Source organism: Crocosphaera sp. (assembly GCF_030064895.1).
GTDB lineage: Bacteria > Cyanobacteriota > Cyanobacteriia > Cyanobacteriales > Microcystaceae > Crocosphaera.
This window is the reverse complement of record NZ_JASJEB010000123.1, coordinates 1-25,639: the sequence shown is the minus strand read 5'-3', so window position 1 is coordinate 25,639 and position 25,639 is coordinate 1. Positions and strand designations below refer to the sequence as shown.

The window sequence follows — 25,639 nt, the reverse complement described above, 5'->3', positions numbered from 1 at the left end:
ATATTATATCTTGTATTACTCCATAATACAAATGTTTTAGCGTTATAAAACTAACCTATTTTATAGATTCTAGAAGATGTATTGCTGTGTTTGCCCTTATGATTTCACAGTCATCTTCCCCCAGTAAACTAGACATTTCTGCAAGCTTACTTTTCGCTTTTTCAAGTTAATTAGTATCAATTAAATCAAGACATTATCTTTAGATTCAACACTTTATCTTTTTAGATTAACAATATAAAATATTAAAGTAATTAGATTTTAACAACAATCAATAACATAAATGGCTAACCAACTTGAAAAAATAACTAACCCAAAAAGTCCTGATAGCTATATAGAAAACTTTTTCTCTGCATTAATTGGACGAATTGCATCATTGGATGATCCCGAAAAACTAGGAAGAATTCAGGTTATTTGTGACAAGATTGCCCCTGGTGAAATATTACCTAATGGAGTGGATGGATGGGTAGAATTAGCAGTACCTTTTGTCTTATCAGGAGACTCGGGAGGACAAAATTTCCCGATTGAAGTTGGTAGTCAAGTTTTACTTATTCCCTGTTTCAACGACATGACACAATGTGTTGCGATCGCCTGTTTACACAGCAGAAAAAGTCGTCCTTCTCCCACAGCAGATCCTAGCAACAAGGTGTATGGAACCCATACGAGAAATCAAATCATAGAAATGACAGACGATGAAAATATTCGTCATGTAAAAACCTACCCTAATGGAACCACTGTATACACAGATAGCGACGGAACTTATACAGTCCAAACCAGAGGAGGAGCATTTACCCAGATTCGCCCTGACGGGGATATAACGACAGGAAACCCCAAGGCTTCCATAACCATATCAAAAGAGGGAGTAACAGATGTGCGTAACGCCGATGGAGGAAGTATAACCGTGGGCGACAATGGGGCAGTTTTTATGAAGGGGAAAGGGCAGCCGGAGGTTAGGTTAGATCATAACGGTTTAACGACTACTGGCCAAGCATCTCCATCCAGTCAATTGGCTGAGCAATTACAAAGAAATCTGGGGGGAGCTTTTAATAGGATACAAACTTTAATAGAACAGTTAACTGAGATTGCAGACATCTTGCCGGAAGTAGAACAACCGTGGCTTTTCATTTCAGATTTAAACGATTTACTCCTTAAGGTTATCGAGAACTTATCGGTTGTTCCTCAAGGGAAAAAAGATGTTGAAAAGATAAGAGAAAGGTTTTCCCCTCAAGAGTTAGGGGAAGATGTTATGGGGCAAATTGATATGATACGAGATAGTCAGATTGAGCGGTTATTGACCGTTCTTAAAGAAACAGGAGTTAGAGGAAAAGAAGGGGAAGAACTATACAACATTCTTCTCAAAGAATTAGAGGGAACTGAACTGGATATTAAGAACTTGGATACAGGAGCATTAGTTGATAAATTAAACCAACTTTTAGACTTTTTTGCAGAAGGAACAGAACAGGACAATATTAACGCGATCGCCGATCTTTTAATTCCAGGTGGGGCTGCTTCTATATCTTCTTTAGTTGCCTTTGACTTATTTGATCAACTCCCCTTTGGGTCAATATCTGACTTACAATTACCTTTTGGAATTGATGATATTCCTGGGCTTGAATTTATCAGGAATCTAGAGGATTTAGATGGGGTAATGGGATTAGAAGAATCACTACAACGACTTATCCCTGAAGAGATAGAATCTTCCGCTCAGCCTATTTTAGAGCTACTAGAAGGGGTGCTACCCCCCACGGGATTGCTAGGGGTTAACACCTTCATTGAAAGTCTAGATGGTGTTATGACTTTCATAGAAAATATTATGGATGAAGTGAATGGATTTATGGGGGAGATTAATACATTTATTGACAGGAACTTGAAGGCGATCGCAGACAATAAACTTTTAGAAGAGAAGTTTGGGCTAGAAATATTCAAGTTGCTAGATACTCTAATTGAGGATTTCGATTTTAGTACAGGACAGCAAGAAAAAGCTGAGGATACATTGCTATTAATTCAGGCTTTGATCGGCTTAAAAGATGTGGTAGATGTTCCTGATTTAAGTAATATTCCATCTTATATCCAAGTGATTTCAGAGTTTTATGATACCAGTGATTTTGAGACAAAGGTAATAGAGCCTGAATACGTATTAATGGATAACGTGAGACAGGAAATAAGCATTTTAATCCTCAACGTCTCGCAAGAGGTTATTCCGAACTTAATCAAAGAAATAACTGGGAGTCTGAATGGGAATTTTGGGGAGAAAAAAGCAGGGGATTTCAACAAATTAATTGACGAAATTAATCCTAGCTACAAGGGAGCTAATAGCTTCGCCAATAAGGACAGATTTAGGATGTCTGCCACAGGGGGCAATAATGGCGGTTTGATAGAAGGCGATCGCAAGAAAATAGTGTTAGCAGGGCCACTAGGGAAGCACGGACTGGGTTCAAAAGTTGAGGTCACTCAAGAGGATTTAAAACTACAAACACCAGGGGGCGAGAAAGGAATTGGCTCATCAGTCAAGATGGATGCGAAGCAAGTTGAGATCAAAGCCCCTGGTGCTGGTGGGGGGTTGGGTAGTTCCGTCGTCATTGATCAAGAAATGATTGAGTTGTTATCCCCAGGCAGAAAGCGTAATGCTGGTAGCTGCATTAAGGTAGAGCAGAAAGAAGTTTACTTAACTGCCGGCTGCCCTAAAGGGGGAGGGACGTACCAGCGAATGACCCCGAAGGAGATCACCTTGTCCGCACCTGGTGGTAAGCAAGATATAGGCTCACAACTTGTTTTAACCATTAAAGAGGCAATGTTGCGATCGCCTGGTGCAAGCATAGGGTTTGGAACTACAGTTAAAGCGAAAAGCGATCGTTTTGAAGTTAAAACGGCTAATGGGCCACATTTTGAGATTGTTTCTGATGATGTCCCTAGCGATCGCGTTTTTCGTATTAGTTCTAACGAAACATTGATGGACTTTGGTAAAAATTTACGGATGATTGGAGGGGATAGCTTATCGTCGGCTGCTGCTGAACTTAATATTGAGGGGGATAGAATTCAATTATCCGTTGGTACTAGGGTCAATGGTACTTTTACTCCTATCACAACTTTTGAAGTCAATCCGAGTGGTTGCTTCTGCAATGGTGTTCCAATTATTGTTTAGATCCAAGATGGACTTGTAGTATGGCAAAAGAATATATCCTCGACAAAAAAGAATCGAAACCCTATTGGATTCGTTGTAACACAAAAAATCGAACTACATCTAAATTTATTTTGGGAAACGAACTTCGTTCCCCAAAGTGAATTAATACTTTTTCTTCCACAACCACATCTATGCTTTTTTGTCAACGCGAAACTCCTTAACCGATTTCTTTAGTTGCTTGCGTTTTTCCTTTTCTCGATACCGTTCAAAGAGTTTAGAATTTAATTATCTGCTACAAAAAGCAGTGGTGGAGATAATCTACAATCTGCAATCCAGAAAACAGGGAAGGATACTGTGACTAATAACGAATTACTGAGTCTAATTGAGCAAGCAGCAACAGAGGAGTGGGAAGAACTCGACTTATCGGGACTGGAGTTAAGAGAGTTACCACCACAAATTGGTAACTTGACTAAACTCAAGACTTTGATCTTGGGAAAATGGGATGAAGAAACAAGAGAATGGGGACGTAATAATCTTACTTCTTTACCAGCAGAAATAGGACAATTAACCACTCTTCAACAACTTGACCTCTCATTGAATAAACTGAGTAGTTTACCAGCAGAAGTAGTCCAATTAACCACTTTTCAAAAACTTAACTTCTCATCTAATAAACTGAGTAGTTTACCAGCAGAAGTAGTCCAATTAACCACTCTTCAACAACTTAACCTCTCATATAATCAACTGAGTAGTTTACCAGCAGAAATAGGACAATTAACCACTCTTCAAAAACTTGACCTCAGATATAATAAACTGAGTAGTTTACCAGCAGAAATAGGACAATTAACCACTCTTCAAAAACTTGACCTCAGATATAATAAACTGAGTAGTTTACCAGCAGAAATAGGACAATTAACCACTCTTCAAGAACTTTACCTCTCAGATAATAAACTGAGTAGTTTACCAGCAGAAATAGTCCAATTAACCACTCTTCAAAAATTTGACCTCTCAGATAATAAACTGAGTAGTTTACCAGCAGAAGTAGGACAATTAACCTCTCTTCAAAAACTTGACCTCTCAGATAATAAACTGAGTAGTTTACCAGCAGAAGTAGGACAATTAACCTCTCTTCAAGAACTTGACCTCTCAGATAATAAACTGAGTAGTTTACCAGCAGAAGTAGGACAATTAACCTCTCTTCAAGAACTTTACCTCTCATATAATAGACTGAGTAGTTTACCAGCAGAAGTAGGACAATTAACCTCTCTTCAAAAACTTGACCTCTCAGATAATCAACTGAGTAGTTTACCAGCAGAAATAGTCCAATTAACCACTCTTCAAAAACTTGACCTCTCATATAATCAACTGAGTAGTTTACCAGCAGGAATAGTCCAATTAACCACTCTTCAAAAACTTGACCTCTCAGATAATCAACTGAGTAGTTTACCAGCAGAAATAGGACAATTAAAACAACTCAAACAATTAGACTTAAGATATAATCCTGTTCCTATTCCGCCTGAAATTTTAGGAGGAAAAGAATTATGGGAAGATCCTGGGGATGTCAAAGAAATACTTGATTTTTATTTTCGGATACTAGATCCCAATGAAACTGAACCTCTTTATGAAGCTAAATTATTAATTATAGGTCAAGGAGGCGCGGGAAAAACTTCTTTAGCTAAAAAACTTCTGGATGAAAACTATGAGCTTGTTGATCGGGAAAAGTCTACTGAAGGAATAGATGTTCTTCAATGGAAAATACCTCTCCCCAATGGTCATGACTTTCGTGTTAATATTTGGGACTTTGGGGGACAAGAAATCTATCATCAAACTCATCAATTTTTCTTGACTGAGCGTTCTCTTTATCTGTTAGTTGCCGATACTCGTGAAGAAAATACTAATTTTTATTGGTGGCTTAAAGTTGCTGAATTACTCAGTGGTCAAAGTCCGATTTTTATTATTAAAAATGAAAAAGAAGACCGTCAATGCTTAGTTAATGCGCCTCAATTCCGTTCTGAATTTCCTAATCTTAAAGAAGTTTTTTCCACTAATTTAGCTACTAATCGTGGTTTACAAGAGATTAAAAAAGCTATTGAATTTTCTATAACTAATCTACCTCATGTTGGTGATGCTTCTCCTTTACCTAAAGTTTGGGTCAGAGTTCGTTCTGCTTTAGAAAATGATTCCCGTAACTATATAACCCTGGAAGAATATTATCAACTTTGTCAAGTCAATCAACTAAGAGATCGTCAAGATATGCTGAGGTTGAGTCGTTATCTACATGATCTAGGAATTTGTCTCCATTTCCAAGAAGATCCAACTCTCAAACATTATATTATTCTCAAACCTGAATGGGGAACCACTGCTGTTTATCAAGTATTAGATAATCAAGCTGTTCTTGCCAACTTAGGATGTTTTAGTCAAGGGGATTTAGCTGATATTTGGAAGGATAATCAATATGAAACAATGAGACAGGAATTACTACAATTAATGATGCGTTTTAAGCTTTGTTATCCTATCCCTAACCGTCCTCAAGAATATATCGCACCACAACTACTGAATTCGGATACACCAATATATCACTGGGATAATTCTCATAATCTGATCTTACGCTATGAATATGATTTCATGCCGAAAGGAATTTTAACTCGTTTCATTGTTGAGACACATCCTTGGATTGAAAAGCAGCAATTAGTTTGGAAAAGTGGAGTTGTTCTATGGAAAAATCAAACCCGTGCTGAAGTTATTGAAAATTATAATAAAAAGGAAATTAGGGTAAGAATCAGTGGTAGTCGCCAGAAAGAACTATTAGCTGTTGTTAATTATGAACTAGAGAAAATTCATCGTTCTTTTGAATATCTAAAATACAAAACCCTAGTGCCTTGTAATTGCTCATTATGTGATGGGAGTGATGAACCTTATGCTTATGCTTTGGAAGATTTGCATAGACGGTTAAATAGGGGTCGATTGGAAGTTGAATGTCAGCTAAGTTATGAAATGGTCAATGTTCGTGGATTAATTGATGGTGTAAATTTACCTTTTGAACGAGATTTGAGAGAAAATAAACCTATTGCTGAAAGTGCCTTACAACAGGAATTAGACCGAGATAAAAAGAAATCATTCCAAACGAGTGAACAACTTAGCAATGGTGATACTACAATAATAAATGCTGAGAATGTATATCTACAACAAGCAGAATATATGTCTAATCCTACTAATCAACCTGAAGCTTCTAACACTACTAAAAACTACACTTTCAATGACTCCGTTGGGATGGTTGACACCACACTTAATGATCAATCACAAGCAATAGGACAACAATATAACGAAGCACCATCCCAAGACCTTGCCGAAGCTGCTAAACAAATTCAAACGATTCTTGATCAACTCAGTGAAACTTATCCTAGTGAAAGTAAGAAGGAGAAAAAAATTTTTGCAGTCGAAGCTATCGATGTGATTGAGCAGAACTCTTCATTGACCCAAAAACTACTTAGTGCGGCCAAAGCAGGAAGTCTTGCTGCACTTGATTCTTTACTTTCTCATCCTGCTGCTTCTTTCGTTATTGCGGCTATTGATGATCTCCAAGATGAGTAATAACTTATTTGTCAACCCTCTTTTTCTGCTAATTCTAACCATCTTTCTGTCGCTGTGTCAATCTCTTCAACTAAGTTAGATAATCGTTCAGTTAGGGTTTGCATTTGGGCAAAATCTGTCGGAGGATTGTTATATAAATCTGCTTCTAATTTTTCTTTTTCTGCTTCTAGTAAGGGTATATTTTCTTCTAGGTCTTTATATTCATATTTTTCTTTAAATGTGAGTTTATTGGACTGTTTAGATTGAGTATTTTTAATGGTTTTTGAAGATTTATTATCTTGAGAAATTGTTTTATTTTGTTCATTTTTTTCTTTTTCTTCCTGTGCTTTTTTATAGTCTAGATACACTGAATAATTACCAGGATATTGTTTAATATTTCCTCCTTCTTCTAAGGCAAAAATAGTGTCAACTGTTCTGTCTAAAAAGTAGCGATCGTGAGAAACAACAATAACACAGCCATTAAATTCTTCTAGATATTCCTCTAAAACGGCTAAGGTTTGTACATCTAAATCGTTTGTTGGTTCGTCTAATATTAAGACATTGGGCGCACTCATTAATACTTGTAATAGAAATAATCTTCTTTTTTCTCCTCCTGATAGTTTATGAATTGGTGCATATTGTTGGTTGGGAGGAAATAAGAATCTTTCTAACATTTGAGAAGCAGTAATAACTCTACCGTCTGCCGTTTTGACTAACTCGGCTACGTCTTTTAAATAATCAATAACTCGCTGTTCTTCATTAACTAATAAATCTTCTGAGTGCTGATCAAAATAACCAAAATGAATGGTTGGACCAATATCTACTTGTCCTGAATCGGGGTCAATTCTTCCTGTGATAATATTCATTAAAGTGGACTTACCGGCCCCATTTTTGCCAATAATTCCCACCCTATCTTGAGGGCTAAAAATGTAAGTAAAATCTTCAATTAAAATACGGTTATTATAGGCTTTATTTATGTTTTCTAGTTCAATAACTTTTTTACCAATACGACGACTAGCGGTACTAATTTCAACTTTTCCTTGAGTTTGTCTAAACTCTTTATTTTGCATATCTTGAATGCGATCAATACGGGCTTTTTGTTTGGTACTTCTGGCTTTTGGTCCTCGTTTTAACCATTCTAATTCTCGTCTTAATACTCCTGCGCGTTTCTTTTGACTACTAATTTCTGAGGCTTCTACATCTGCTTTTTTTTCTAAAAAATAAGAGTAATTTCCTGCATAACCATAGAAGTCACCTCGATCAATTTCTAGGATACGATTAGTGACTTTATCTAAGAAGTAACGATCATGGGTAATTAATAATAATGCCCCAGAATAACGGTTTAAATAACTTTGTAACCATTCTACGGACATAGCGTCTAAATGGTTGGTAGGTTCATCCATTAATAAGGCATCTGGTTCTGATAATAATCCAGACGCTAAGGCGATTCTTTTCCGATATCCTCCCGATAAATCGCCAATTTTTGCCTCAAAGTTATCGATTCCTAATTGACTTAAAACAATTTTAGCGTTGGTTTCTAATGCCCAAGCGTCTAAGCTTTCAATTTTTTGAGTAACTGCCGATAAACGGGACATTAAACTATCAGTTTCTTGGGGGTTATGGGCTAATTTATGAGAGATTTCTTCGTACTCTTTAATTAATGCCATTTGTTCCCCACAGTCAGCAAAAACCTGTTCTAAAACAGTTAGATTTTCGTCTAAATTGGGTTGTTGGGGTAGATAAACAATTTTAGTCCCAGAGTTAACCCATAGTTCTCCTCCATCAATGGGTTCCAATCCTGCTATAATTTTCAGTAGGGTGGATTTTCCTGAGCCATTAGTACCAATTAAACCAACTTTATCCCCTTCTTCTAAACTAAAGGTTGCCTCTTTTAAAATTTCTTTGATACCGAAATCTTTTTTAACTGATCGTAAGGTTAAAATGGTCATTTAGTCGCTTCCTTGTTGTCCTATTTTTAATTCTAGCAAACCGGGAGTTCCAGTAAAAAAAATGTAGATACCATACTGTAGAGGATTTTTGTTTTGTAATCTAGCGTAGTAAGCTGCGATTATACCTTCTATTGCATGACTAATAAGAGCAATTCTATCTAAGACAAAAATCCAGTTTAGGTTACTAGATATTTCCCAGTTATTGAGTTTGGCGTATACATTTCCTAGTTCCCATAAAATTGCTAAACTAATTAAAAGAGTAGATAAAATTTTAATTGGGTTTCTGATCAATTCCAGTGACGGATGGTTAAGAATTTTGCTTTGTTCTTTTAGGTTCATTTATGTTTTTTCGATGGCTATAGGTTTAGTTGTTGTGGTGAGGAAACTAAAGAGATTCTTCGTTACTCAGAATAACAATTAATCAATTATTTATTATTATTCTAACTGATAAATGGTCACTGATAACTGAAATTTAATCTGTGGATTCTTGAAAGATTACTTTAACAATTGTTCCTTTACCTACTTGAGAGATGATATCAATTTTTCCCCCACATTGTTCAACTAGATAATTAACAATAGTTAATCCCAGTCCCACTCCTTCAACCGATGAATTAAGGCTATTTCGTCCCCGATAAAAACTATCGAAAAGTTTAGGAATATCGCTACTTTCTATCCCCATTCCTGTGTCACTCACGGATATTTGTACCCCTTCTGATCTCAAGTCCGTTTGCACGGTAATGCGTCCCCCTTCAGGAGTAAATTTGAGACTATTGTGAATAATATTTTGTAGAATGCGTCTCAACCAACCACTGGGACAAGCAATAGCAGGGAAACCAGGAGGGATAGTATATCCTAAGTTAATTCCTTTTTCTTCAGCGATCGCTTGATAGGTACTAACAATTCCTGGAACCAATTCTTCGAGGTGAACAGTGGGTTCAGATTCTTCTAAATTTTGATTAAGTTCTAATAATTCTTGTAATCCTAAAAGTAAGGTATTTTGACGATCGCATTCTCTTTTTAAAAGGTCAATATATCTTTGTCTAATATCCCGTTTATGTTGTTTAGATTCTAACAACTGAAGAGCAGTTTTTATATTAGTTAAAGGGGTACTCAATTCTCTGGTTAGGGGTTGAAGAAATTCCTCTCCTAAACTGAAACTTTTGGTGGAAAACGTTTGAGATATTTCTTGCTGACGGTTAGGAGAAACGGCAGAAATATGGGGCATAAATTGATACCATAACCTGGTTAATAAGGTGGTATCGATTTGATTTGGTAAAGGGAAAGGTAACATCGAATCAGCTAAAACTTCCACCGGAGTAGTGTCTGTTATGGTAATTAGGTGTTTAATGGTACTTAATGCCTTTTCAATAACGTTAGGATTAAAACTATAGATGACTTTGAGAATAGTTGGTTCTAGTAGTCCTGATGGGGGGTCTTCCTCGGCAGTAATTTGTTCTTGTGCCAAAATTAGACTACACAGTTGAGGAGAGAGAATTAGACAAAAATGCTCCCGTCTGAGTTGGCTACTGGTTTCGAGTACAATGGGGGTTATACCGTCTTGAGATGAATAGCTGCCACTAGAACCATGACGGGAGGTTGTGCTTCCACCACTACGACTAATGCTGCAACGATAGATTTGCTCTGAAATTCCTTCTTGGTAATAGGTTTCTAGGGTTGACCACCAACGGGAATGGGGTGGTAATTTTGCCCAGACTGTCCCTTGTATTTCTTGGTCAATTAAAAACTGAACGGCAGTATCAACCCATTCCCGAAAGGTAGTGGCCGAGATAGTTACAGGGGTTAAGTCGGGGTCGCTGTTTTGGGTTAGTTGATAAAGTGATAGTTCTGAAGTAGTGGGAGGGTTCATCTGTTTATAATCGCTCTTTTTTTATACTTTAATATTGTCTCGTATTTTGGCAATTATTGCCTTGTTTGACTGAGTTTTGTTAAAATTTTTTATAGCTTATCACAACTGAGCCTTTTTTTACTGGTTTTTATCATCTCTAATTCACTGATCACATTTAAGCTGGTTAATTATTAATTTATTCATTTTATTGGATAAGAAAATTATCATGAATTCTTGGCGTTATATTATTCTTATCTTAGCTTATGTTGGGGGTTTATTGCTAACAGGATTGTGGGATTTTCCTAATCCTAATCCTTCTTGGCAACAATGGACTTTAGTTGTTTCCTTAATTTGTATTATTCCACCTAGTTTATTTTTTTTCTTAAATTATCGTTGGCGAAGATGTCCTCAATTACGGTTTTGGTTTTTAGTTTCTCTGGTTGCTTTTTTCGCTGTTATCTATTTTCAATTGCGTCTCCCTTCTCCGAGACCAACTGATATTAGTTACTTGATTAAAGATAATTTTAGACCGAAACAGGTTCAAGTATTAGGAAAGCTTTTATCAGAACCTAGAACGACAAATAATAATCGTAAAAGGTTTTGGTTTCAAGCACAAAAAGTTAATTTTAAGGACAAAAATGACCCATTTAAAACAGTTACAGGAAAATTATATGTTACTTTCCCAACTCAGGAAGTTACTTTAATTTCTCGGGGTCAAACTTTGATCATTGAAGGGAATTTATATAAACCGCGATCACCCAAAAATCCAGGTGCATTTAACTTTAAAAAATATTTAGAAAAAAAAGGCTCTTTTGCAGGATTAAAAGGAGCAAAAATTGTTTTTATAGGAGACAAGAATCAGTGGGTATGGACTAATATAAGAAATCGGATCATTAACGGATTTACGGATGCTTTAGGAAAGGACAATGGCCTAGTTATTAGTTCCATGATTTTAGGGAGAAGTGCGGTTGATTTATCCCTAGAAACTCGAGATTTATTTGTTAATATTGGTTTATCTCATGTTTTAGCTGCGTCAGGATTTCATGTCGCTTTATTATTGGGTATTATTTTTTGGATAACTCAGTCTTTATCTCCTAGTAAAAAATTAATCATTGGTGTAATTATTTTAATGTTTTATGTGGGATTAACTGGGATAAAACCTTCTATTTTACGGGCGACTTTAATGGGACTTTCTGTTTTAATTGGTCAAGTTTTAGATAGAAAAACTAATCCTTTAGGGGCTTTATTAGTATCGGGATTTTTATTGTTATTTATTAATCCATTATGGATCTGGGACTTAGGGTTTCAATTAAGTTTTTTGGCAACTTTTGCTTTATTAGTAACCAGTCCTGTGATTGAAACAAAGTTAGATTTTTTACCGCCTAAACTAGCTGGAATGATAGCGGTGCCTGTTGCTGTTTCTATCTGGACATCTCCTTTAATTATGTATATTTTTCATAGTTTTAGTTTTTATATTATTCCTTTTAATATTTTGGCAACTCCTTTGATTATGTTATTAGTTATTGGAGGAATTATTAGTGCTATTTTTATCTTAATTAGTCCTAATCTAGGAATATTCATAGCTAAATTTTTATTTTGGCCGCTGCAAATTTTATTACAATCTGCTCAACAAATACCTCAATTAAAACTTAGTGCTTTTTCTGTTGGACAAATATCTTTGATTATTTTAGTTATCATTTATAGTATTTTGCTAACAATTTGGCTAAATAAAAAATCACAAAAATATTGGAAAATCGGGGCATTGGTAATTATTAGTTTGATTATTATTCCTATCATTTATAAAAATATTACTTTTTTGAAAATTACTGTATTAAAAGGAAATGAAATACCAATTATCGTCATACAAAATCGAGGCAGAGTTACTTTAATTAATATCGGTAATGAAGAGGATATTAAATACAAAATTTCACCATTTTTATCTCAACAAGGAATCAACAAAATTGACAGAGTTATTATTGCTAATAATCAAGATAAACTTGGTTTACCAATAATTAGAAATAAAATTAAAATCAATAATATTTATTATCTATTGGATAACAAAGAGTTGGATAACAAAGAGTTTAATAATAATCATCAAGCTGTAGAACAAGAATCAACCATTATAAAAGCCATAGATCATGAATTAGGAATACTACAATGGCAAATACAAGATAAATACTGGTTATGGATAGATGCACAAAAAAAAGAAACTCCATCGGTTTCACTTAATCTTAATCACTCCCTCGATGTTGTTTTATGGTCAGGAAAAAAACTTTCACCTGATTGGATAAAATTATTAAGAAAATATCAACCCCAAGTTGTCATTATTTCTACTAATTCTCTTCACCACTTTATTAAAAAAGAATTAAATAAAGAAAACTTTCAATGGTACTGGATACAGCAGGATGGTGCAATTCAATGGATACCAAATCAGGGAATTCAACCCCTATTCAATAATCAAGAAGAAGGTTCCTGAATTACCGTATCCTAAAATACTTTTGAAATCTTAACAAATAGAAAAATTAGTTAAAACAATCACAATGTTTCTCTTTCCAAAGTGTTACCGTAGAAAAGTATGGAAATCTCCCTGAAATTATCTGAGGATTGTATGAATAATTCACAGCTACCCTTCGAGTGTACAAGTAGCGAACTAGAAAAAGCCGCCATTAAACGCTTCCGTAGCTATATCGGGTTTCTCCCGTCCCAATGTCAAATTTTCCGTGAAACTTGGAATCACTCAACGGTTATCTGCCTTGATTTTGTCCAATGTCCTCATTTACTTGATTCTCTCAAAGATATGGAACCTTCTTTGATTGAAGGGGTTCAATCATTAGGGTTAGGAAATGCCGTTGTTTTCCGTCTGGGTAAAAAGTTAATGGGTTGGAAAAATATCGTGTCTTAGGTATAAATATTTCTAGTATCTCTAAGACTAATTAAGAGACAACTTTTACTAAGTTTACATTTTCTTTCAGATTTGAACTATATTTAATCGCCATAACAGCAATATTAAATAATTTTTAATATTTCTGTTTCTTCAAAAGATATTTTTAACTGTGTTGAAGTAGTGGTTTTGGCGATTACTTTCTGGTAGGATTTTTGTCTCTTTAATTGTCATTCCGAGGTAACGAGTAATCTCTTTAAATAATGGATAATGAACAATGAAAAAACATTAATTCTAAATTCGCGCATTCCTAACCTAAATTATAATTCCGAGATGACCAGGACTCTCCTAACTATAATATGTAGTTCTATCACTCATTAAAATGATTCCAAAAATATTACCAGAAATAACAATTCATAAAACCATTGCTAACTTTTTGCGTAGTTTAAAAAAAACGTCTTTTTCGGGAGATATTAAGGGTGATTTGGCTAACCGTTTAATTGCTTCTACTGATAACAGTATTTATCAAATTTTACCCCAAGCAGTTGTTTTTCCTCGTACGACTCAAGATATTAGAGAAATTTTTCAATTAGCTAATAAAACTGAGTTTAAATCGGTTACTTTTTCTCCTCGAGGGGGAGGAACTGGCACAAATGGTCAGTCACTTTCTCCTAGTATTATTATAGACTGTTCTAAGTATATGAATCAAGTCTTAGAAGTGAATATAAAAGAAAAATGGGTTAGGGTGCAACCTGGTATTATTTTAGACCAATTAAACCAAATATTAGCCCCTCACAATCTCTTTTTTGCCCCATCCCTTGCCCCCAGTAACCGTGCAACTATTGGTGGGATGATTAATACGGATGCTGCGGGTAAAGGTTCCCGTATTTATGGGAAAACAAGTGATCATATTTTAGCATTAAATTGGGTTCTATCTGATGGGACTCTAGGACATTCTTCTCAAGTTAATGTAGAAAGATTAAACAGCTTAAAACAAGAGGAAGGAAGATTAGGAGACATTTATAAAACAATAGATACAATTGTATCTAAAAAATCAGAATTGATTGCTAAAATATTCCCTAAATTAACTAGATTTATGACTGGTTATAACTTAGCTAAAGTTTATGATGAAACCAGAAATTTTTTTGACATTAATCGAATTTTAGCCGGTTCAGAAGGAACATTAGGTGTTATTACAGAGGCCAAATTAAAGTTAAGCAAAATTCCTAAGTATACTAAATTATTAGCAATTCATTATCAAAATTTTGATGCTGCTTTAAAGAATGCTACACAGTTACTAAATTATGCTCCTGTTGCTATCGAAACAGTGGATGAAACAATTTTAGAATTAGCAAAAAATGATCCTATTTTTGAAGAGGTTAAAAACTTGATTGGTTCAGCTCAAGCAATTAATTTAGTTGAGTTTATGGGCAATAATAATCAGGATATAGAAAAGCAAATAAGTCCGTTAATTGAAAAATTACAACAGAAACAAAACCCAGGCATTTTAGGCTATTATCAAACTGATAAATTAGACGAAATCAAGAAATTATGGTTGTTAAGAAAAAAAGGAGCAGCCTTATTAGGAAGTATGCCAGGTGACCGAAAACCTATTGCTTTTATAGAAGATACTGCGGTTTCTCCTAGTAATTTAGCGAATTATGCCAGTGAATTTAAAACATTATTAAACAGTTATAAGCTTAAATATGCAATTTTTGGTCATGTGGATGTAGGTTGTCTCCATGTCCGTCCGGCGTTGGATATGAAAGTGCCGACAGATGAGAAATTGATTAGAGAAATATCGGATAAAGTTGTTAATTTAGTTCGGAGATATGGTGGGATTATTTGGGGAGAACACGGTAAAGGTTTTCGTAGCGAATACACACCTTTATTCTTTGGGGAAGAACTGTATCAAGACTTAAGAAAAATTAAGCAAGCATTTGATCCTAATAATAAATTAAACCCAGGAAAAATTGTTACACCCTATAACAGTACCGATGAAATTGTTAAACTAGAATCAACCTTAAGGGGACAGTTTGATCGCCAAGTATCTCAACAGTTTAGAAAGGAATATGAAGGAGCTTTTAATTGTAATGGAAATGGTGCTTGTTTTAACTTTAATCCTGACGAAATTATTTGTCCTTCTGCTAAACAAACCCGTGATCGCATTCACTCTCCAAAAGGAAGGGCAATGTTATTAAGAGAATGGTTAAGATTACTGTCAAAATTGGAGGTTAAAAAAGATAATTTATCAATTCCTAGAAAAATTTTACACACCTTAAAAAAATGGCAAGGAAAAGAAGATTTTTCCCATGATGTTTATCAAGCGATGCAAGGATGTCTTGCTTGTAAAGGGTGTGTTAGTCAATGTCCAATTCATGTTGATATTCCTAGCTTAAAATCTCTATTTTTAGAACGTTATCATAGTCGTTATTTACGTCCTATCAGAGATTATTTGATGGCCAACATAGAACAATTAGCTTATTATCAATCTTTTGCACCGAATTTGTTTAATAATTTGCTGCAAAATCCTCTTAGTAAATCACTGATTGGTAAAGGAGTAAAATTAGTTGAACCTCCGCTTATAAGTTCCCTCATTTTACGACAAGAATTAACCATAGAATTGAATCTAGAAAAAATCAAAAAATTATCAACAGAAGAAAGAAAAAATAGCATAATTTTATTACAAGATGCGTTTACCAGTTTCTACGAATCACAGTTAGTTGTTGATACTTACAAATTCTTTAAAAATTTAGGTTATAATGTTTATATATTACCCTTTTTTATCAACGGAAAACCTTTATATTTAAAAGGATTTATCAAGGTTTTTAAAACTTTAGTGAAGCAAAATATAAAACACTTAAAAACAGTTTTAGATTTAGATATTCCTGTGATTGGAATTGAACCAAGTATGACTCTTACTTATCGAGATGAATATGATAAAATTGCTAGGAATGAAAACATTTTTAAGAAAGTTCAACTTATCCAAGAATTTTTAGTTAAACAAGATAAAATATTGCCAAAAATAAATCATACTAAACCTTATCATTTATTAGGACATTGTCATGAAAAGTCCCTTGTTTTTAACTCACAAAAGCAATGGCAAATGGTTTTTAAAAACATGGGAATTAGTCTAAATTTAGTCTCTGTTGGTTGTTGTGGAATGGCCGGAATGTACGGCCATGAAAGGGAGCATTATGATAATTCCAAAGACATTTATAGAAGTAGTTGGCAACAACATTTACCCGAAAATATTGAAGATAGACCTTATTATTTAGTCACTGGATATTCCTGTCGTTCACAAGTGAAAAGACTGTCAGGATGGAAAGCAAAACATCCCATTCAAGCATTAAATAAACTAATTTCTTTCTCCAAAAATAATAGTTCCTAAACGTATCATAGTTGCACCTTTTTCTACTGCTAATAAATAATCATTAGACATTCCCATAGATAATTCTTTTAACTGTAATGATGATTTTTCTGTTATTGTTACAGCGAGTTCCTTAGTTTTCGCAAAAGTCTCTAAACATTCATTTTCAGATAATCCTAAAGGCAAAATGGTCATTAATCCTTCAATTTTTAAATGGTTTAAGGATTCTAATTTAGGTAAATCTTGCCAAAGTTCCATAATTTCCCAACCATACTTATTGAGATCAGGTAATAGTTTAACCTGTAGACAAACGTGAGGAAAAATAGAACTCTTAGCTGCTAACTTATCTAAATACTCTGCTAATTTTAGACTATCAACCGAATGAATATAATCAAATTTTTCTAGTATTTTTTTAGCTTTATTTGTTTGAATATGACCGATAAAATGCCAGCAAATATCTTGATATTCTTGTAACTCTTCTTGCTTTAAAAGTGCTTCTTGGACGCGACTTTCTGCAAAATCACGAATACCATAATTATAAGCTTCTTTAATTGCTGTTACTGACTTTTTTTTACTAACAGCAACCAAACGAACAGAAGAAGGAATTTTACTCAAGATTTTATCAATATTTTCTGCAATTGTCATATTATTTAAGGGAAAGTTTGTTTATACATAGCTTGAAAGTCTTTGTACTCTTGTATGAGTCCTAGACGGTGAAGATTACGCAAACGTTTCTCCACTAATAATCTAGCATCTGAACGACTAATCGGTTCCAGAACCGTATTATTCGGTATCATCTTAACTAGAAAAAATAACCGTTGAGCGTATAATGTAGTAAACAACTCTTGATCGTCATCAAGGAGACAAACACGATAAAGAAGTCCGAAAATAGGATGATTAAAATAGGTTTCGCTACTCATTCTTGATAGTTTAAAAGTTACGATAATAATAACTCTCTAAACGCCATTAAGTCTAGGTATATTATACTAAAGTATTGAGAAAAATTGTTATTAATTTAGATATTAGACAAACAAATGACAAAACAAATTACCTATAGTCCAGCTTATACCCTAGTACCCACCTATGAATGTTTTAACCGTTGTACCTATTGTAACTTTCGGGTTGATCCTAATCAAGATAATTGGTTAACTGTGGAAAACAGTCAAAGTATCTTACTAGAATTACAACATCAATCTGTTTGTGAAATTTTAATTTTAAGTGGTGAAGTTCATCCCCATTCTCCCAGAAGAAAAGCTTGGTTTCAACACATCTATAATCTCTGTGAATTAGCTTTATCTATGGGTTTTTTACCCCATACTAATGCCGGAATCTTAAGCTTTGCTGAAATGGAAACCCTGAAAAAAGTTAATGCGTCTATGGGTTTGATGCTAGAACAAATCACGCCAAAACTACTAGAAACAGTCCATCGTCATTCCCCCAGTAAATTACCTTCATTAAGATTACAACAATTAGAATGGGCTGGTCAACTAAAAATTCCTTTCACCACAGGTATTCTCTTAGGAATAGGGGAAAAAGAAGAAGATTCTTGGCACACATTAGAAGTGATCGCAGAAATCCACAAAAAATGGCATCATATCCAAGAGGTTATTATACAGCCTCATCAGCTAGGAAGCAAGCAAACATTAGAAGTATCAACTTTTCCTATCCATAAGTTACCAAAAATGGTTGCTAAAGCTAGAGAAATTTTACCCAATTCTATTACACTACAAATTCCTCCTAATTTAATCACAGATCCCAGATGTTTGTTAGACTGTTTAGAAGCAGGTACCAGAGATTTAGGCGGAATAAGTCCTAAAGATGAAGTAAACCCAGACTATACCCATTTATCTCATCAAGGTTTGGTTGATTTATTAGCGTCTCAAGGATGGGAATTAGTACCCCGTCTTCCCGTCTATCCTCATTATTATAATTCCTTATCATCCTCTCTACAAAAAGTCGTAAATACCTGGATAAATAATCCTCAATTTCAGCCCATGTTGTCAATTTAATTAGAAGTTGTTAGAATTTAAATGAAAGATAAAATACAACATATTGGTAATTTATCCATGTTAAATCAAGCAACTTTTCAAAGTTATGTTTCTCTTTTAGGTCGTTTATTTGTGTCGGCAATTTTTATTAAATCTGGTGTTAGTAAACTATTATCTCCAGCGCAAACTCAAGCGTATATGGCCTCCAAAGGATTACCTTTAACAGAAGTTTTGCTATGGGCAACTATTTTAGTTTTAATCTTAGGAGGTTTCTCCGTTTTATTGGGATATAAATCTAAAATTGGTGCTTGTTTATTAATTGGCTTTTTAATCCCTGCTACATTAATTTTTCATGGAAATTTACCAGCAGAAGAAATCGCGTTTTTTAAAAACTTAGGATTAATGGGAGGACTATTAATGATCCTTGCTTTTGGTTCAGGTAAATTTAGTTTAGAAAACTATCTAAAAATTTAATTTATGTTATCGGGGCGATTATTTAATTGTCCCTTAATTGTATAAAACCAACAGATTTTGAGCTAAAATTTATGATGGTAATTAATTCATTAATTTAAAGAAAAAAATGACCGCATCAAACACATTATTGAGTCCTTGTCAAGTCGGTAATATTACCCTAAAAAATCGAGTAGTTATGGCACCTTTAACCCGTTCCAGGGCCGGAGAAGAAAGAATGCCTAATGACCTCATGAAACAATATTATACCCAAAGAAAATCAGCAGGATTAATTATTACTGAAGCAACAGTTATTTCTCCACAAGGTTGCGGTTGGTTAAATAGTCCCGGCATTTATTCAGATGCACAAATGGAAGCTTGGCAACCAATAACCCAAGCACTTCATGAAACAGAAACCCCGATTTTTTTACAACTTTGGCACTGTGGAAGAGCATCCCATAGTAGCTTTCAAGAAAATAATCAATTACCCGTTTCTGCTTCTGCTATTAAACTCAATGCTGACTATATTCATACTCCTATTGGGAAACAACCTTACGAAATTCCTCGCGCCTTAGAAACCGAAGAAATACCTCGTATTGTTGAAGATTATCGCTTGGCTTCTGAAAGGGCGAAAAAAGCTGGTTTTGATGGTGTGGAAATTCATGCAGCTAATGGTTACTTAATTGATCAGTTTTTACAATCAAAAACTAACCAGAGAACCGATAAATATGGTGGAAGTATTGAAAATCGTTATCGTTTTTTACAAGAAATTATCGAAGCAGTTGCTACTGTATTCCCTACCAATAAAATAGGAGTAAGACTATCGCCTAATGGTGTTTTTAATGATATGGGGTCTCCCGAATATAGAGAATTATTTATCTATGTTGCCCAACAATTGAATGGTTATAATTTAGCGTATCTTCATCTTTTAGATGGTTTAGGGTTCGGATTTCATGAATTGGGAGAACCCATGACATTATCCGAGTTTAGAAAGGTATTTAATGGGCTATTAATGGGAAATTGTGGTTATACAAAAGAGAGTGCAGATGAAACAATTAAATCAGGAAATGCCGACTTAATTGCCTTTGGTCGTCCTTTCATTAGTAACCCTGACTTAGTAGAAAGATTTGCTAATAACTGGTCTTTAAATGACCCTGCTGATACGAATGTTTTGTATTCTTTTGAGCCAGAAGGTTATATTGATTTTCCTACCTACCAAGAAACTCAAAATAGTTAATTGATTGTTTAAAATGCTGTGGTGGGCAAATTATCAAATCATTTAAAACTATTATTAAATATAAAATAATTGCCCGCCTAAAATATTTTTAAACCTCGTCGTTAACGACGGGGTCTTATCCCAATCCTAAATGTTAAGTCTCATTACAAAAATAGCTTTAGGGCTTGCAAAAGGTTGAGGGCATTCAGGTATGATAACTAAAGTCAAGTATATAGCCAAATGTAAATCATAATGGGTCTAAAAATAATTGAAAATTTTGATACTAATTTTACCCTGATACCAGAGAGTAAAGAAACCTTATTTAACTCATTAAAAAATCCAGAATTTCTCAAACAAATTTCTCAACAATTATCCTATAAAGGAATAGCGATAGAATTTACTGAATTAATATTTCAACCCGTTCCCTACAGTACCCAAACCCCAAAAGGAATGCCGGCGGAATTTGAGGAATATTATAATTCTGATGAGCATATTATTATTAATATTCCTCCTAACTTTATGTTCAAAGCGAAAATCTTTAAACCCAGTCGTCTTTGTGCTATTTATCGTGTCATTAAACCCCGTAGTTAACGACGAGGTTTAATTATCTTTTACTTGATTATTGTCTGGAGAATTAACTATGATTACTGAAACTAAAATTCCTAGTTTAAACACATTAAATTATTTACCCTACTTAGATGAAAATGGAGTTATTTCCGAAAACTTAGAGAAAAAAATCGGAGTTTATGCCATTTTTGATGAGAATAAACAATTAAGATTTATTGGGTATTCCCGTGATATTTATGCTAGTTTACAACAACATTTAGTGCGTCAACCTCAGCAATGTTACTGGCTAAAAGTTGAAATTATTACCCGTCCCAGTCGAACCATTTTAGAAGAAATAAAAAATAACTGGACTGAAGAGAATGGAGATTTATCCATCAATAATCAAGAAAACCAGAACCTATGGACACAACCCATTGACGCTAAAATTTATATGACAGAAGAAGAAAAAGAAACGTACAAAAATAGCGATGAATTAGCACAAATTAAACTATTAAAAATAGTTTCTAGAAGAGTCCAAGCTGATATTGAGGAAACTTTAAAACAACGAGGAAATACAATGAAAATACGCTTTAATCCCAAACTTAAAGAACAGGGATTATTAGATTTGAAGTAGAGATATGAATCAATTATAATGAACTCTTAAAACTAAACATAGAGTTTTGTAGAATAGAAGTGTCACTTAGATCCCGTCAGGTGAATTCCTATGATACCTGCTCCTCTTCAACCCAAATCCCTATTGCTTGAAATCCCCAATGAAATTGCTTTGACCGTAACACCAAAGCAGTTTGCTGCTTTAGCTGCTGCCAATCGTGATCTCAGACTGGAACGTACTAAAATCGGACATCTTATTGTGAACCCACCTACAGGTAGCGAATCAGGCAAACGAAATGCGAAAATTGCCACTCAACTTGGCGTTTGGGGTGAAGCGAATGAGCAGCTTGGCGAATACTTTGATTCCTCAACAGGATTTGAGTTACCAAATGGGGCTAATCGCTCACCGGACGCATCTTGGATACGGAAGGAACGGTGGGACGCTTTGACCCCTGAGCAAAGAAAAGGATTTGCACCTCTTTGTCCTGATTTTGTACTGGAACTACGCTCTGAGACTGACAGTCTTAATGATCTGCGTGAGAAGATGCAGGAGTATATGGAAAACGGGGCTAGACTAGGATGGTTAATTGATCCTCACAATAAACGGGTGGAAATTTATCGTATAGGCCAAGCAGTTGAGGTGTTGGAAAATCCCAGGACGTTATCAGGTGAAACGGTTTTACCTAGATTTACGCTTACTTTAAAACGGATTTGGGATTGAGAAATAGTTCGCATTAGAAACAATTATTTTTGCTTCAACCAGTAACAATTAGATTAATTGTCCTAATAATCTAATGTCTAACAAGCTGATTTTTCCATCATTATTCAAATCACGTGGGTCATAAGAGAATGTTACTTCTCCAGAAGACTTGACTAGAGATGCACCTTGAACATTGCTTAAAGAAAGGGAGAATGTTTTGGTAATGTTTTGAGTAGTATTGTACCCTTGTCGACGAGTTGCTAATAATAAACTAAAGTCTGTTCTGTCAACTTGACCATCTCCATTAATATCACCTCTTAGGGGTTCAAGGAGAGGAATGTTGATAGTTTTAGTGTTTTGTCCAGGAGTAAAGGTTAACGATTTTTGTTGATAGGAACAATATTATTCACTGTTATAGACTTACTTGCCACATTATTATAAGTACCATCTTCATCGGTCAAACTAACTATAATTGTTGGGTTACTGTCATCTTCGTAAGTATAGGTTACAGTGCGATTCTCATTAAGTTCTCCAACTAAAATAGTTTCTATATTACCATCACCCCAGTCAATAGTGTAGCTAGTTACTGCATCATTTCCTAGGTCATTTACCTCACCTAAAGTTAATGTATAAAGCGAACCTTCGTTAATAGCATCATCTCCAGAAATGGTTAAAGTAGGAACAATATTATTAACAGTTATAGACTTACTCGCCACATTATTATAAGTTCCTTCTTCATCTGTCAAACTAACTATAATCGTCGGGTTACTGTCATCTTCATAAATATGATTTACTGTGCGATTATTGTTGAGATTTTCAACTAAAATCGTTTCTATATTACCATCACCCCAGTTAATAGTGTAGCTAGTTACTGTATCATTTCCTGGGTCATTTACATCTCCCAAAGTTAGAGTATAAAGGGAACCTTCGTTAACAGAATCATCTCCAGAAATGGTCAAAGTAGGAACCTCGATATAAAAACCACCAGCTTCATTGACTTTACTTTTTATCAATGATTTTAAATTGCTAATTCCTACATCAAGAATTGAACGATTTAATCCTGTCTTTTGTTTTTTACGTTTGCTACCTTTCTTGGCCTTTTTAGTCCGCTACGCTGAGACTAGGGAAGGAAAGCGCATTCGTTCAATCATCAGAGTTAGGTGGGCAACTGGCCCACCTATAAATCAGGCTTTTCGGGATGATTTTAAGCCTTCAAAATCCCTTCTAACTTAGCTTTTATGGCTTCTTCGTCGCCCATAGCTTGATAACCGTTATATTCCACAGTTTCCCCATTGGGGGTTAAGGTTTGGCAGAAAACTTCTTGAGGGCTATTATTTTCATCGGCAATCAGTACCCGCGCTTCATGGCCATTCTGGAGAACATCAAGGCGATCGCGTTCTTCATTGGCCCAAATAATCAATATATCTCCCTCTTTACACAATAAAGCTCCACCCCCATTGGGGCAAATTTGTCCTGATCCCGCTTCTCCTGGCAATACATAGGTTGACCAGCGATTTCCATTGTCAATATTAACGATTTCTACTTCTTCTAAGGGTAAAATTCCCACTTGTTTGAGCAAGTCTTGGTCAATGGTGACACTGCCAACATAGTGACGGTTAGCTTCGGTCACACGAACTCGATGAAGCTTGGCGTGCATTAGTTTGATCGTGGCCATAGATTCTCCTTTTTTTGTTTTCAAAGTTGCTATTTTTGACATCTAAAATCCTTTTGCTGTTGCTTGAACAGCTTCCGGTTGTCTCAAGGGAATTTTAAGTAGGATATTTTGCTCCTTCAACAACAGACAATCTATTGTTGCATAGATACTGCCTTGTTTTCTTCGATAAACCACTTCCTCTGGACTCAGGGATAACGGAGCGGTATGCCAGACTCCAGGATGCATAGCGATACCACAACTACCATCGGAATAGAGAGCAACAAAATCTTCGGGTCTGACGTCTTCTTTGGGAGGAGCTAAAAGGAAGATGCTCGGTTGGCCATTTTTAGGAATAAAGGCTTCTCCAGCATCTAAATGCGCACTGAGCCAATGCACTAGCACCGCTCTCTCCTGGGTTTGGGGTTCTAGGAGCATTTTCCCCGTTGCCCCACCGCGAGCAGTTTGATGGCCGGCAGAAAACTGGGTAGAGCCTCGCCAATAGACGGTAAAGTCTTCTTCGATGACTGACCCGTAACCCTTCCCAGATACAATGGGTCGTTTGCCCAAGGTTGGCCACTGACATAACTCAATTTCCACTTCGTCTAAGGACTGGAAAACCACCCCTAAACCCTGTGCATTTTCTGAGTTCAGTCTTTTCAAGGGAACTTCATAGTAGTTAACTTTTGTTTCCATGATTTTTGCCAAATAGCAGCCGTTAAGGTTTTTGCCAAACCAAAACACACACGGGTTCGCTCTCAAAGATATTCAATTCCTTTTGGGTAATTAAACGCCAGGACAACCCATCTAAGACCTGTTTTAAGGACTCATTGGTGTTGTAATAGTCGCTTCGCACCGTCAGGATAAAATAGCCTTGAGGTTTTAATAAACCCGATAGCTTAGTTAAAGCCTGGGGATGGACGTGACCAAAGGTGAACACGCCCACCGAGATAATAGCATCAAATCCTTCATTGTCAAAAAAAGTGAGGTCCTCTCCCAAGTTTCCTTGGTATAGATTCTGGTAAACTTGCTTGTTTTTAGCAATTTCCAGCATTTTCTCGGAAATATCAACCCCAGTAATTTGAGTATATCCCAGAGCGGCCAGAGCTTCTCCCACCATTCCTGTCCCCGCACCTGCATCGAGGATGGTTGCGTCTTTCTGGGGTAAGACTTGGGCTAAGGCTTGGGCAGACTCAATGGGAGAACAACGATAGGGTTCATCGAGTTCACTATCATAGATGGTAGCCCAAGCATCATATTTATTGCGAAGGGTTTCTTGATCGTCGGTTTCATAAATCCAAGCCAGGCGATCGCTAACTTTTGTACATAGATAAAATGCCCATCCTACCTCCCGTTTAGTAATAGCCTCACACATTTTTTTGTAGGCCGCACTTAAGTCTGGATATTTTTCTAAAGCTAGTTTTGATAACAATTCATAGCTTTTGTTGAGATGATCGCTTAACTCAGTTTTATCTGATACTAATAACCCTAATTGACTCAAGAAATCGGCATAACCCTCGAAGCTGAAACTCGGTTTAAACAGTAATCTTTCATACACATATTTAAGACCTAATGGGCTAATTTCTGAAGTCGGTGTGATCAAGTCATCAAAAATAAAAGTTCCCCCTTCTTGGAGAACTCGCTGAATTTCTTGTAAGGCTTTTTCCCGTTCTTGAATATGATAAATTGTGGCTTGACTCCAAACATGGGTAAAAGAATTATCTGCAAAAGGTAGGTTTGTAGCT

20 protein-coding genes are annotated in these 25,639 nt (G+C 35.3%); 11 read left to right on the top strand and 9 right to left on the bottom strand.

Annotation, left to right across the window (positions count from 1 at the left end; translation table 11 throughout):
- Positions 1-280 precede the first annotated feature (280 nt).
- The gene (locus tag QNJ66_RS23285; RefSeq protein WP_300511033.1) at positions 281-3,139 is read left to right on the top strand and encodes a phage baseplate assembly protein V; all 2,859 of its coding nucleotides are present in this window, start codon (positions 281-283) and stop codon (positions 3,137-3,139) included.
- 333 nt (positions 3,140-3,472) lie between these two features.
- The gene (locus QNJ66_RS23280; RefSeq protein ID WP_300511032.1) at positions 3,473-6,706 is read left to right on the top strand and encodes a COR domain-containing protein; all 3,234 of its coding nucleotides are present in this window, start codon (positions 3,473-3,475) and stop codon (positions 6,704-6,706) included.
- Between the two features lie 11 nt (positions 6,707-6,717).
- Here the strand turns inward: QNJ66_RS23280 and QNJ66_RS23275 are convergent, their stop codons facing one another.
- From QNJ66_RS23275 to QNJ66_RS23265, 3 genes are all read right to left on the bottom strand, one after another.
- On the bottom strand, positions 6,718-8,634 hold the full coding sequence (locus QNJ66_RS23275) for an ABC-F family ATP-binding cassette domain-containing protein (RefSeq protein WP_300511031.1): 1,917 nt from the start codon (positions 8,632-8,634) through the stop codon (positions 6,718-6,720).
- Positions 8,635-8,973 (bottom strand): hypothetical protein, encoded by a 339-nt coding sequence (locus QNJ66_RS23270; protein ID WP_300511030.1) that lies wholly within the window; start codon positions 8,971-8,973, stop codon positions 8,635-8,637. It abuts the gene before it with no gap.
- A 133-nt stretch (positions 8,974-9,106) separates the two neighbouring features.
- Positions 9,107-10,501, bottom strand: coding sequence for a DICT sensory domain-containing protein (locus tag QNJ66_RS23265; protein ID WP_300511029.1), 1,395 nt, complete (start codon positions 10,499-10,501; stop codon positions 9,107-9,109).
- 205 nt (positions 10,502-10,706) lie between these two features.
- On the opposite strand from QNJ66_RS23265, the gene QNJ66_RS23260 reads away from it, so the two are divergent.
- The 3 genes from QNJ66_RS23260 (at position 10,707) to QNJ66_RS23250 (ending at position 16,752) form a co-directional block, all read left to right on the top strand.
- Positions 10,707-12,956 carry a ComEC/Rec2 family competence protein gene (locus QNJ66_RS23260; protein WP_300511027.1) on the top strand — a complete coding sequence of 750 codons (2,250 nt, stop codon included), beginning with the start codon at positions 10,707-10,709 and terminating at the stop codon, positions 12,954-12,956.
- A gap of 132 nt (positions 12,957-13,088) precedes the next feature.
- Complete coding sequence (locus tag QNJ66_RS23255) at positions 13,089-13,382, top strand: hypothetical protein (protein ID WP_300511025.1); 294 nt, start codon at positions 13,089-13,091, stop codon at positions 13,380-13,382.
- Between the two features lie 361 nt (positions 13,383-13,743).
- Positions 13,744-16,752 (top strand): FAD-binding and (Fe-S)-binding domain-containing protein, encoded by a 3,009-nt coding sequence (locus tag QNJ66_RS23250; protein WP_300511024.1) that lies wholly within the window; start codon positions 13,744-13,746, stop codon positions 16,750-16,752.
- On the opposite strand, the gene QNJ66_RS23245 is transcribed toward QNJ66_RS23250, so the two are convergent.
- Together QNJ66_RS23245 and pipX are read right to left on the bottom strand one after the other, a co-directional pair.
- A complete protein-coding gene (locus tag QNJ66_RS23245) occupies positions 16,720-17,376 on the bottom strand; it encodes a YggS family pyridoxal phosphate-dependent enzyme (RefSeq protein WP_300511022.1) in 657 nt (218 codons plus the stop codon). The two genes, QNJ66_RS23250 and QNJ66_RS23245, sit on opposite strands and share 33 nt — an antisense overlap.
- Before the next feature lie 5 nt (positions 17,377-17,381).
- Complete coding sequence (gene pipX / locus QNJ66_RS23240; RefSeq protein WP_300511021.1) at positions 17,382-17,651, bottom strand: transcriptional coactivator PipX; 270 nt, start codon at positions 17,649-17,651, stop codon at positions 17,382-17,384.
- 114 nt (positions 17,652-17,765) lie between these two features.
- Between pipX and cofG the strand changes: the two genes are divergently transcribed.
- From cofG to QNJ66_RS23210, 6 genes are all read left to right on the top strand, one after another.
- Positions 17,766-18,740 (top strand): 7,8-didemethyl-8-hydroxy-5-deazariboflavin synthase subunit CofG, encoded by a 975-nt coding sequence (gene cofG, locus QNJ66_RS23235; protein ID WP_300511020.1) that lies wholly within the window; start codon positions 17,766-17,768, stop codon positions 18,738-18,740.
- A 57-nt stretch (positions 18,741-18,797) separates the two neighbouring features.
- Positions 18,798-19,193, top strand: a complete 396-nt coding sequence (locus QNJ66_RS23230) for a DoxX family protein (RefSeq protein ID WP_366146314.1) — start codon at positions 18,798-18,800, stop codon at positions 19,191-19,193.
- Positions 19,194-19,299: 106 nt separating this feature from the next.
- The gene (locus tag QNJ66_RS23225; RefSeq protein WP_300511018.1) at positions 19,300-20,406 is read left to right on the top strand and encodes an alkene reductase; all 1,107 of its coding nucleotides are present in this window, start codon (positions 19,300-19,302) and stop codon (positions 20,404-20,406) included.
- Between the two features lie 231 nt (positions 20,407-20,637).
- On the top strand, positions 20,638-20,976 hold the full coding sequence (locus tag QNJ66_RS23220; protein ID WP_300511017.1) for a hypothetical protein: 339 nt from the start codon (positions 20,638-20,640) through the stop codon (positions 20,974-20,976).
- Positions 20,977-21,025: 49 nt separating this feature from the next.
- Entirely contained in the window at positions 21,026-21,565 is a 540-nt protein-coding gene (locus QNJ66_RS23215; RefSeq protein WP_300511016.1) for a GIY-YIG nuclease family protein, read from the top strand.
- A gap of 90 nt (positions 21,566-21,655) precedes the next feature.
- Complete coding sequence (locus QNJ66_RS23210; protein ID WP_300511015.1) at positions 21,656-22,264, top strand: Uma2 family endonuclease; 609 nt, start codon at positions 21,656-21,658, stop codon at positions 22,262-22,264.
- 353 nt (positions 22,265-22,617) lie between these two features.
- Here the strand turns inward: QNJ66_RS23210 and QNJ66_RS23205 are convergent, their stop codons facing one another.
- From QNJ66_RS23205 to QNJ66_RS23190, 4 genes are all read right to left on the bottom strand, one after another.
- Entirely contained in the window at positions 22,618-23,256 is a 639-nt protein-coding gene (locus QNJ66_RS23205) for a PKD domain-containing protein (RefSeq protein ID WP_300511014.1), read from the bottom strand.
- 191 nt (positions 23,257-23,447) lie between these two features.
- On the bottom strand, positions 23,448-23,918 hold the full coding sequence (panD, locus tag QNJ66_RS23200) for an aspartate 1-decarboxylase (protein ID WP_300511013.1): 471 nt from the start codon (positions 23,916-23,918) through the stop codon (positions 23,448-23,450).
- A 42-nt stretch (positions 23,919-23,960) separates the two neighbouring features.
- Positions 23,961-24,590: an ureidoglycolate lyase gene (locus tag QNJ66_RS23195; protein WP_300511012.1), complete on the bottom strand. Its 630-nt coding sequence runs from the start codon at positions 24,588-24,590 to the stop codon at positions 23,961-23,963.
- Between the two features lie 22 nt (positions 24,591-24,612).
- Positions 24,613-25,639 (bottom strand): methyltransferase domain-containing protein (locus tag QNJ66_RS23190; RefSeq protein ID WP_300511011.1); only part of this gene is annotated, 1,027 nt, incomplete at its 5' end.

Bases quoted from the DNA above. Each gene is read 5' to 3' on its own strand.
- pipX (WP_300511021.1), bottom strand. From the start codon at position 17,651: ATGAGTAGCGAAACCTATTTTAATCATCCTATTTTCGGACTTCTTTAT.
- QNJ66_RS23225 (WP_300511018.1), top strand. From the start codon at position 19,300: ATGACCGCATCAAACACATTATTGAGTCCTTGTCAAGTCGGTAATATT.
- QNJ66_RS23220 (WP_300511017.1), top strand. From the start codon at position 20,638: ATGGGTCTAAAAATAATTGAAAATTTTGATACTAATTTTACCCTGATA.
- QNJ66_RS23245 (WP_300511022.1), bottom strand. From the start codon at position 17,376: ATGACAATTGCAGAAAATATTGATAAAATCTTGAGTAAAATTCCTTCT.
- panD (WP_300511013.1), bottom strand. From the start codon at position 23,918: ATGGCCACGATCAAACTAATGCACGCCAAGCTTCATCGAGTTCGTGTG.
- QNJ66_RS23255 (WP_300511025.1), top strand. From the start codon at position 13,089: ATGAATAATTCACAGCTACCCTTCGAGTGTACAAGTAGCGAACTAGAA.
- QNJ66_RS23230 (WP_366146314.1), top strand. From the start codon at position 18,798: ATGTTAAATCAAGCAACTTTTCAAAGTTATGTTTCTCTTTTAGGTCGT.
- QNJ66_RS23285 (WP_300511033.1), top strand. From the start codon at position 281: ATGGCTAACCAACTTGAAAAAATAACTAACCCAAAAAGTCCTGATAGC.
- cofG (WP_300511020.1), top strand. From the start codon at position 17,766: ATGACAAAACAAATTACCTATAGTCCAGCTTATACCCTAGTACCCACC.
- QNJ66_RS23195 (WP_300511012.1), bottom strand. From the start codon at position 24,590: ATGGAAACAAAAGTTAACTACTATGAAGTTCCCTTGAAAAGACTGAAC.
- QNJ66_RS23260 (WP_300511027.1), top strand. From the start codon at position 10,707: ATGAATTCTTGGCGTTATATTATTCTTATCTTAGCTTATGTTGGGGGT.
- QNJ66_RS23210 (WP_300511015.1), top strand. From the start codon at position 21,656: ATGATACCTGCTCCTCTTCAACCCAAATCCCTATTGCTTGAAATCCCC.
- QNJ66_RS23265 (WP_300511029.1), bottom strand. From the start codon at position 10,501: ATGAACCCTCCCACTACTTCAGAACTATCACTTTATCAACTAACCCAA.
- QNJ66_RS23215 (WP_300511016.1), top strand. From the start codon at position 21,026: ATGATTACTGAAACTAAAATTCCTAGTTTAAACACATTAAATTATTTA.
- QNJ66_RS23275 (WP_300511031.1), bottom strand. From the start codon at position 8,634: ATGACCATTTTAACCTTACGATCAGTTAAAAAAGATTTCGGTATCAAA.
- QNJ66_RS23270 (WP_300511030.1), bottom strand. From the start codon at position 8,973: ATGAACCTAAAAGAACAAAGCAAAATTCTTAACCATCCGTCACTGGAA.
- QNJ66_RS23250 (WP_300511024.1), top strand. From the start codon at position 13,744: ATGATTCCAAAAATATTACCAGAAATAACAATTCATAAAACCATTGCT.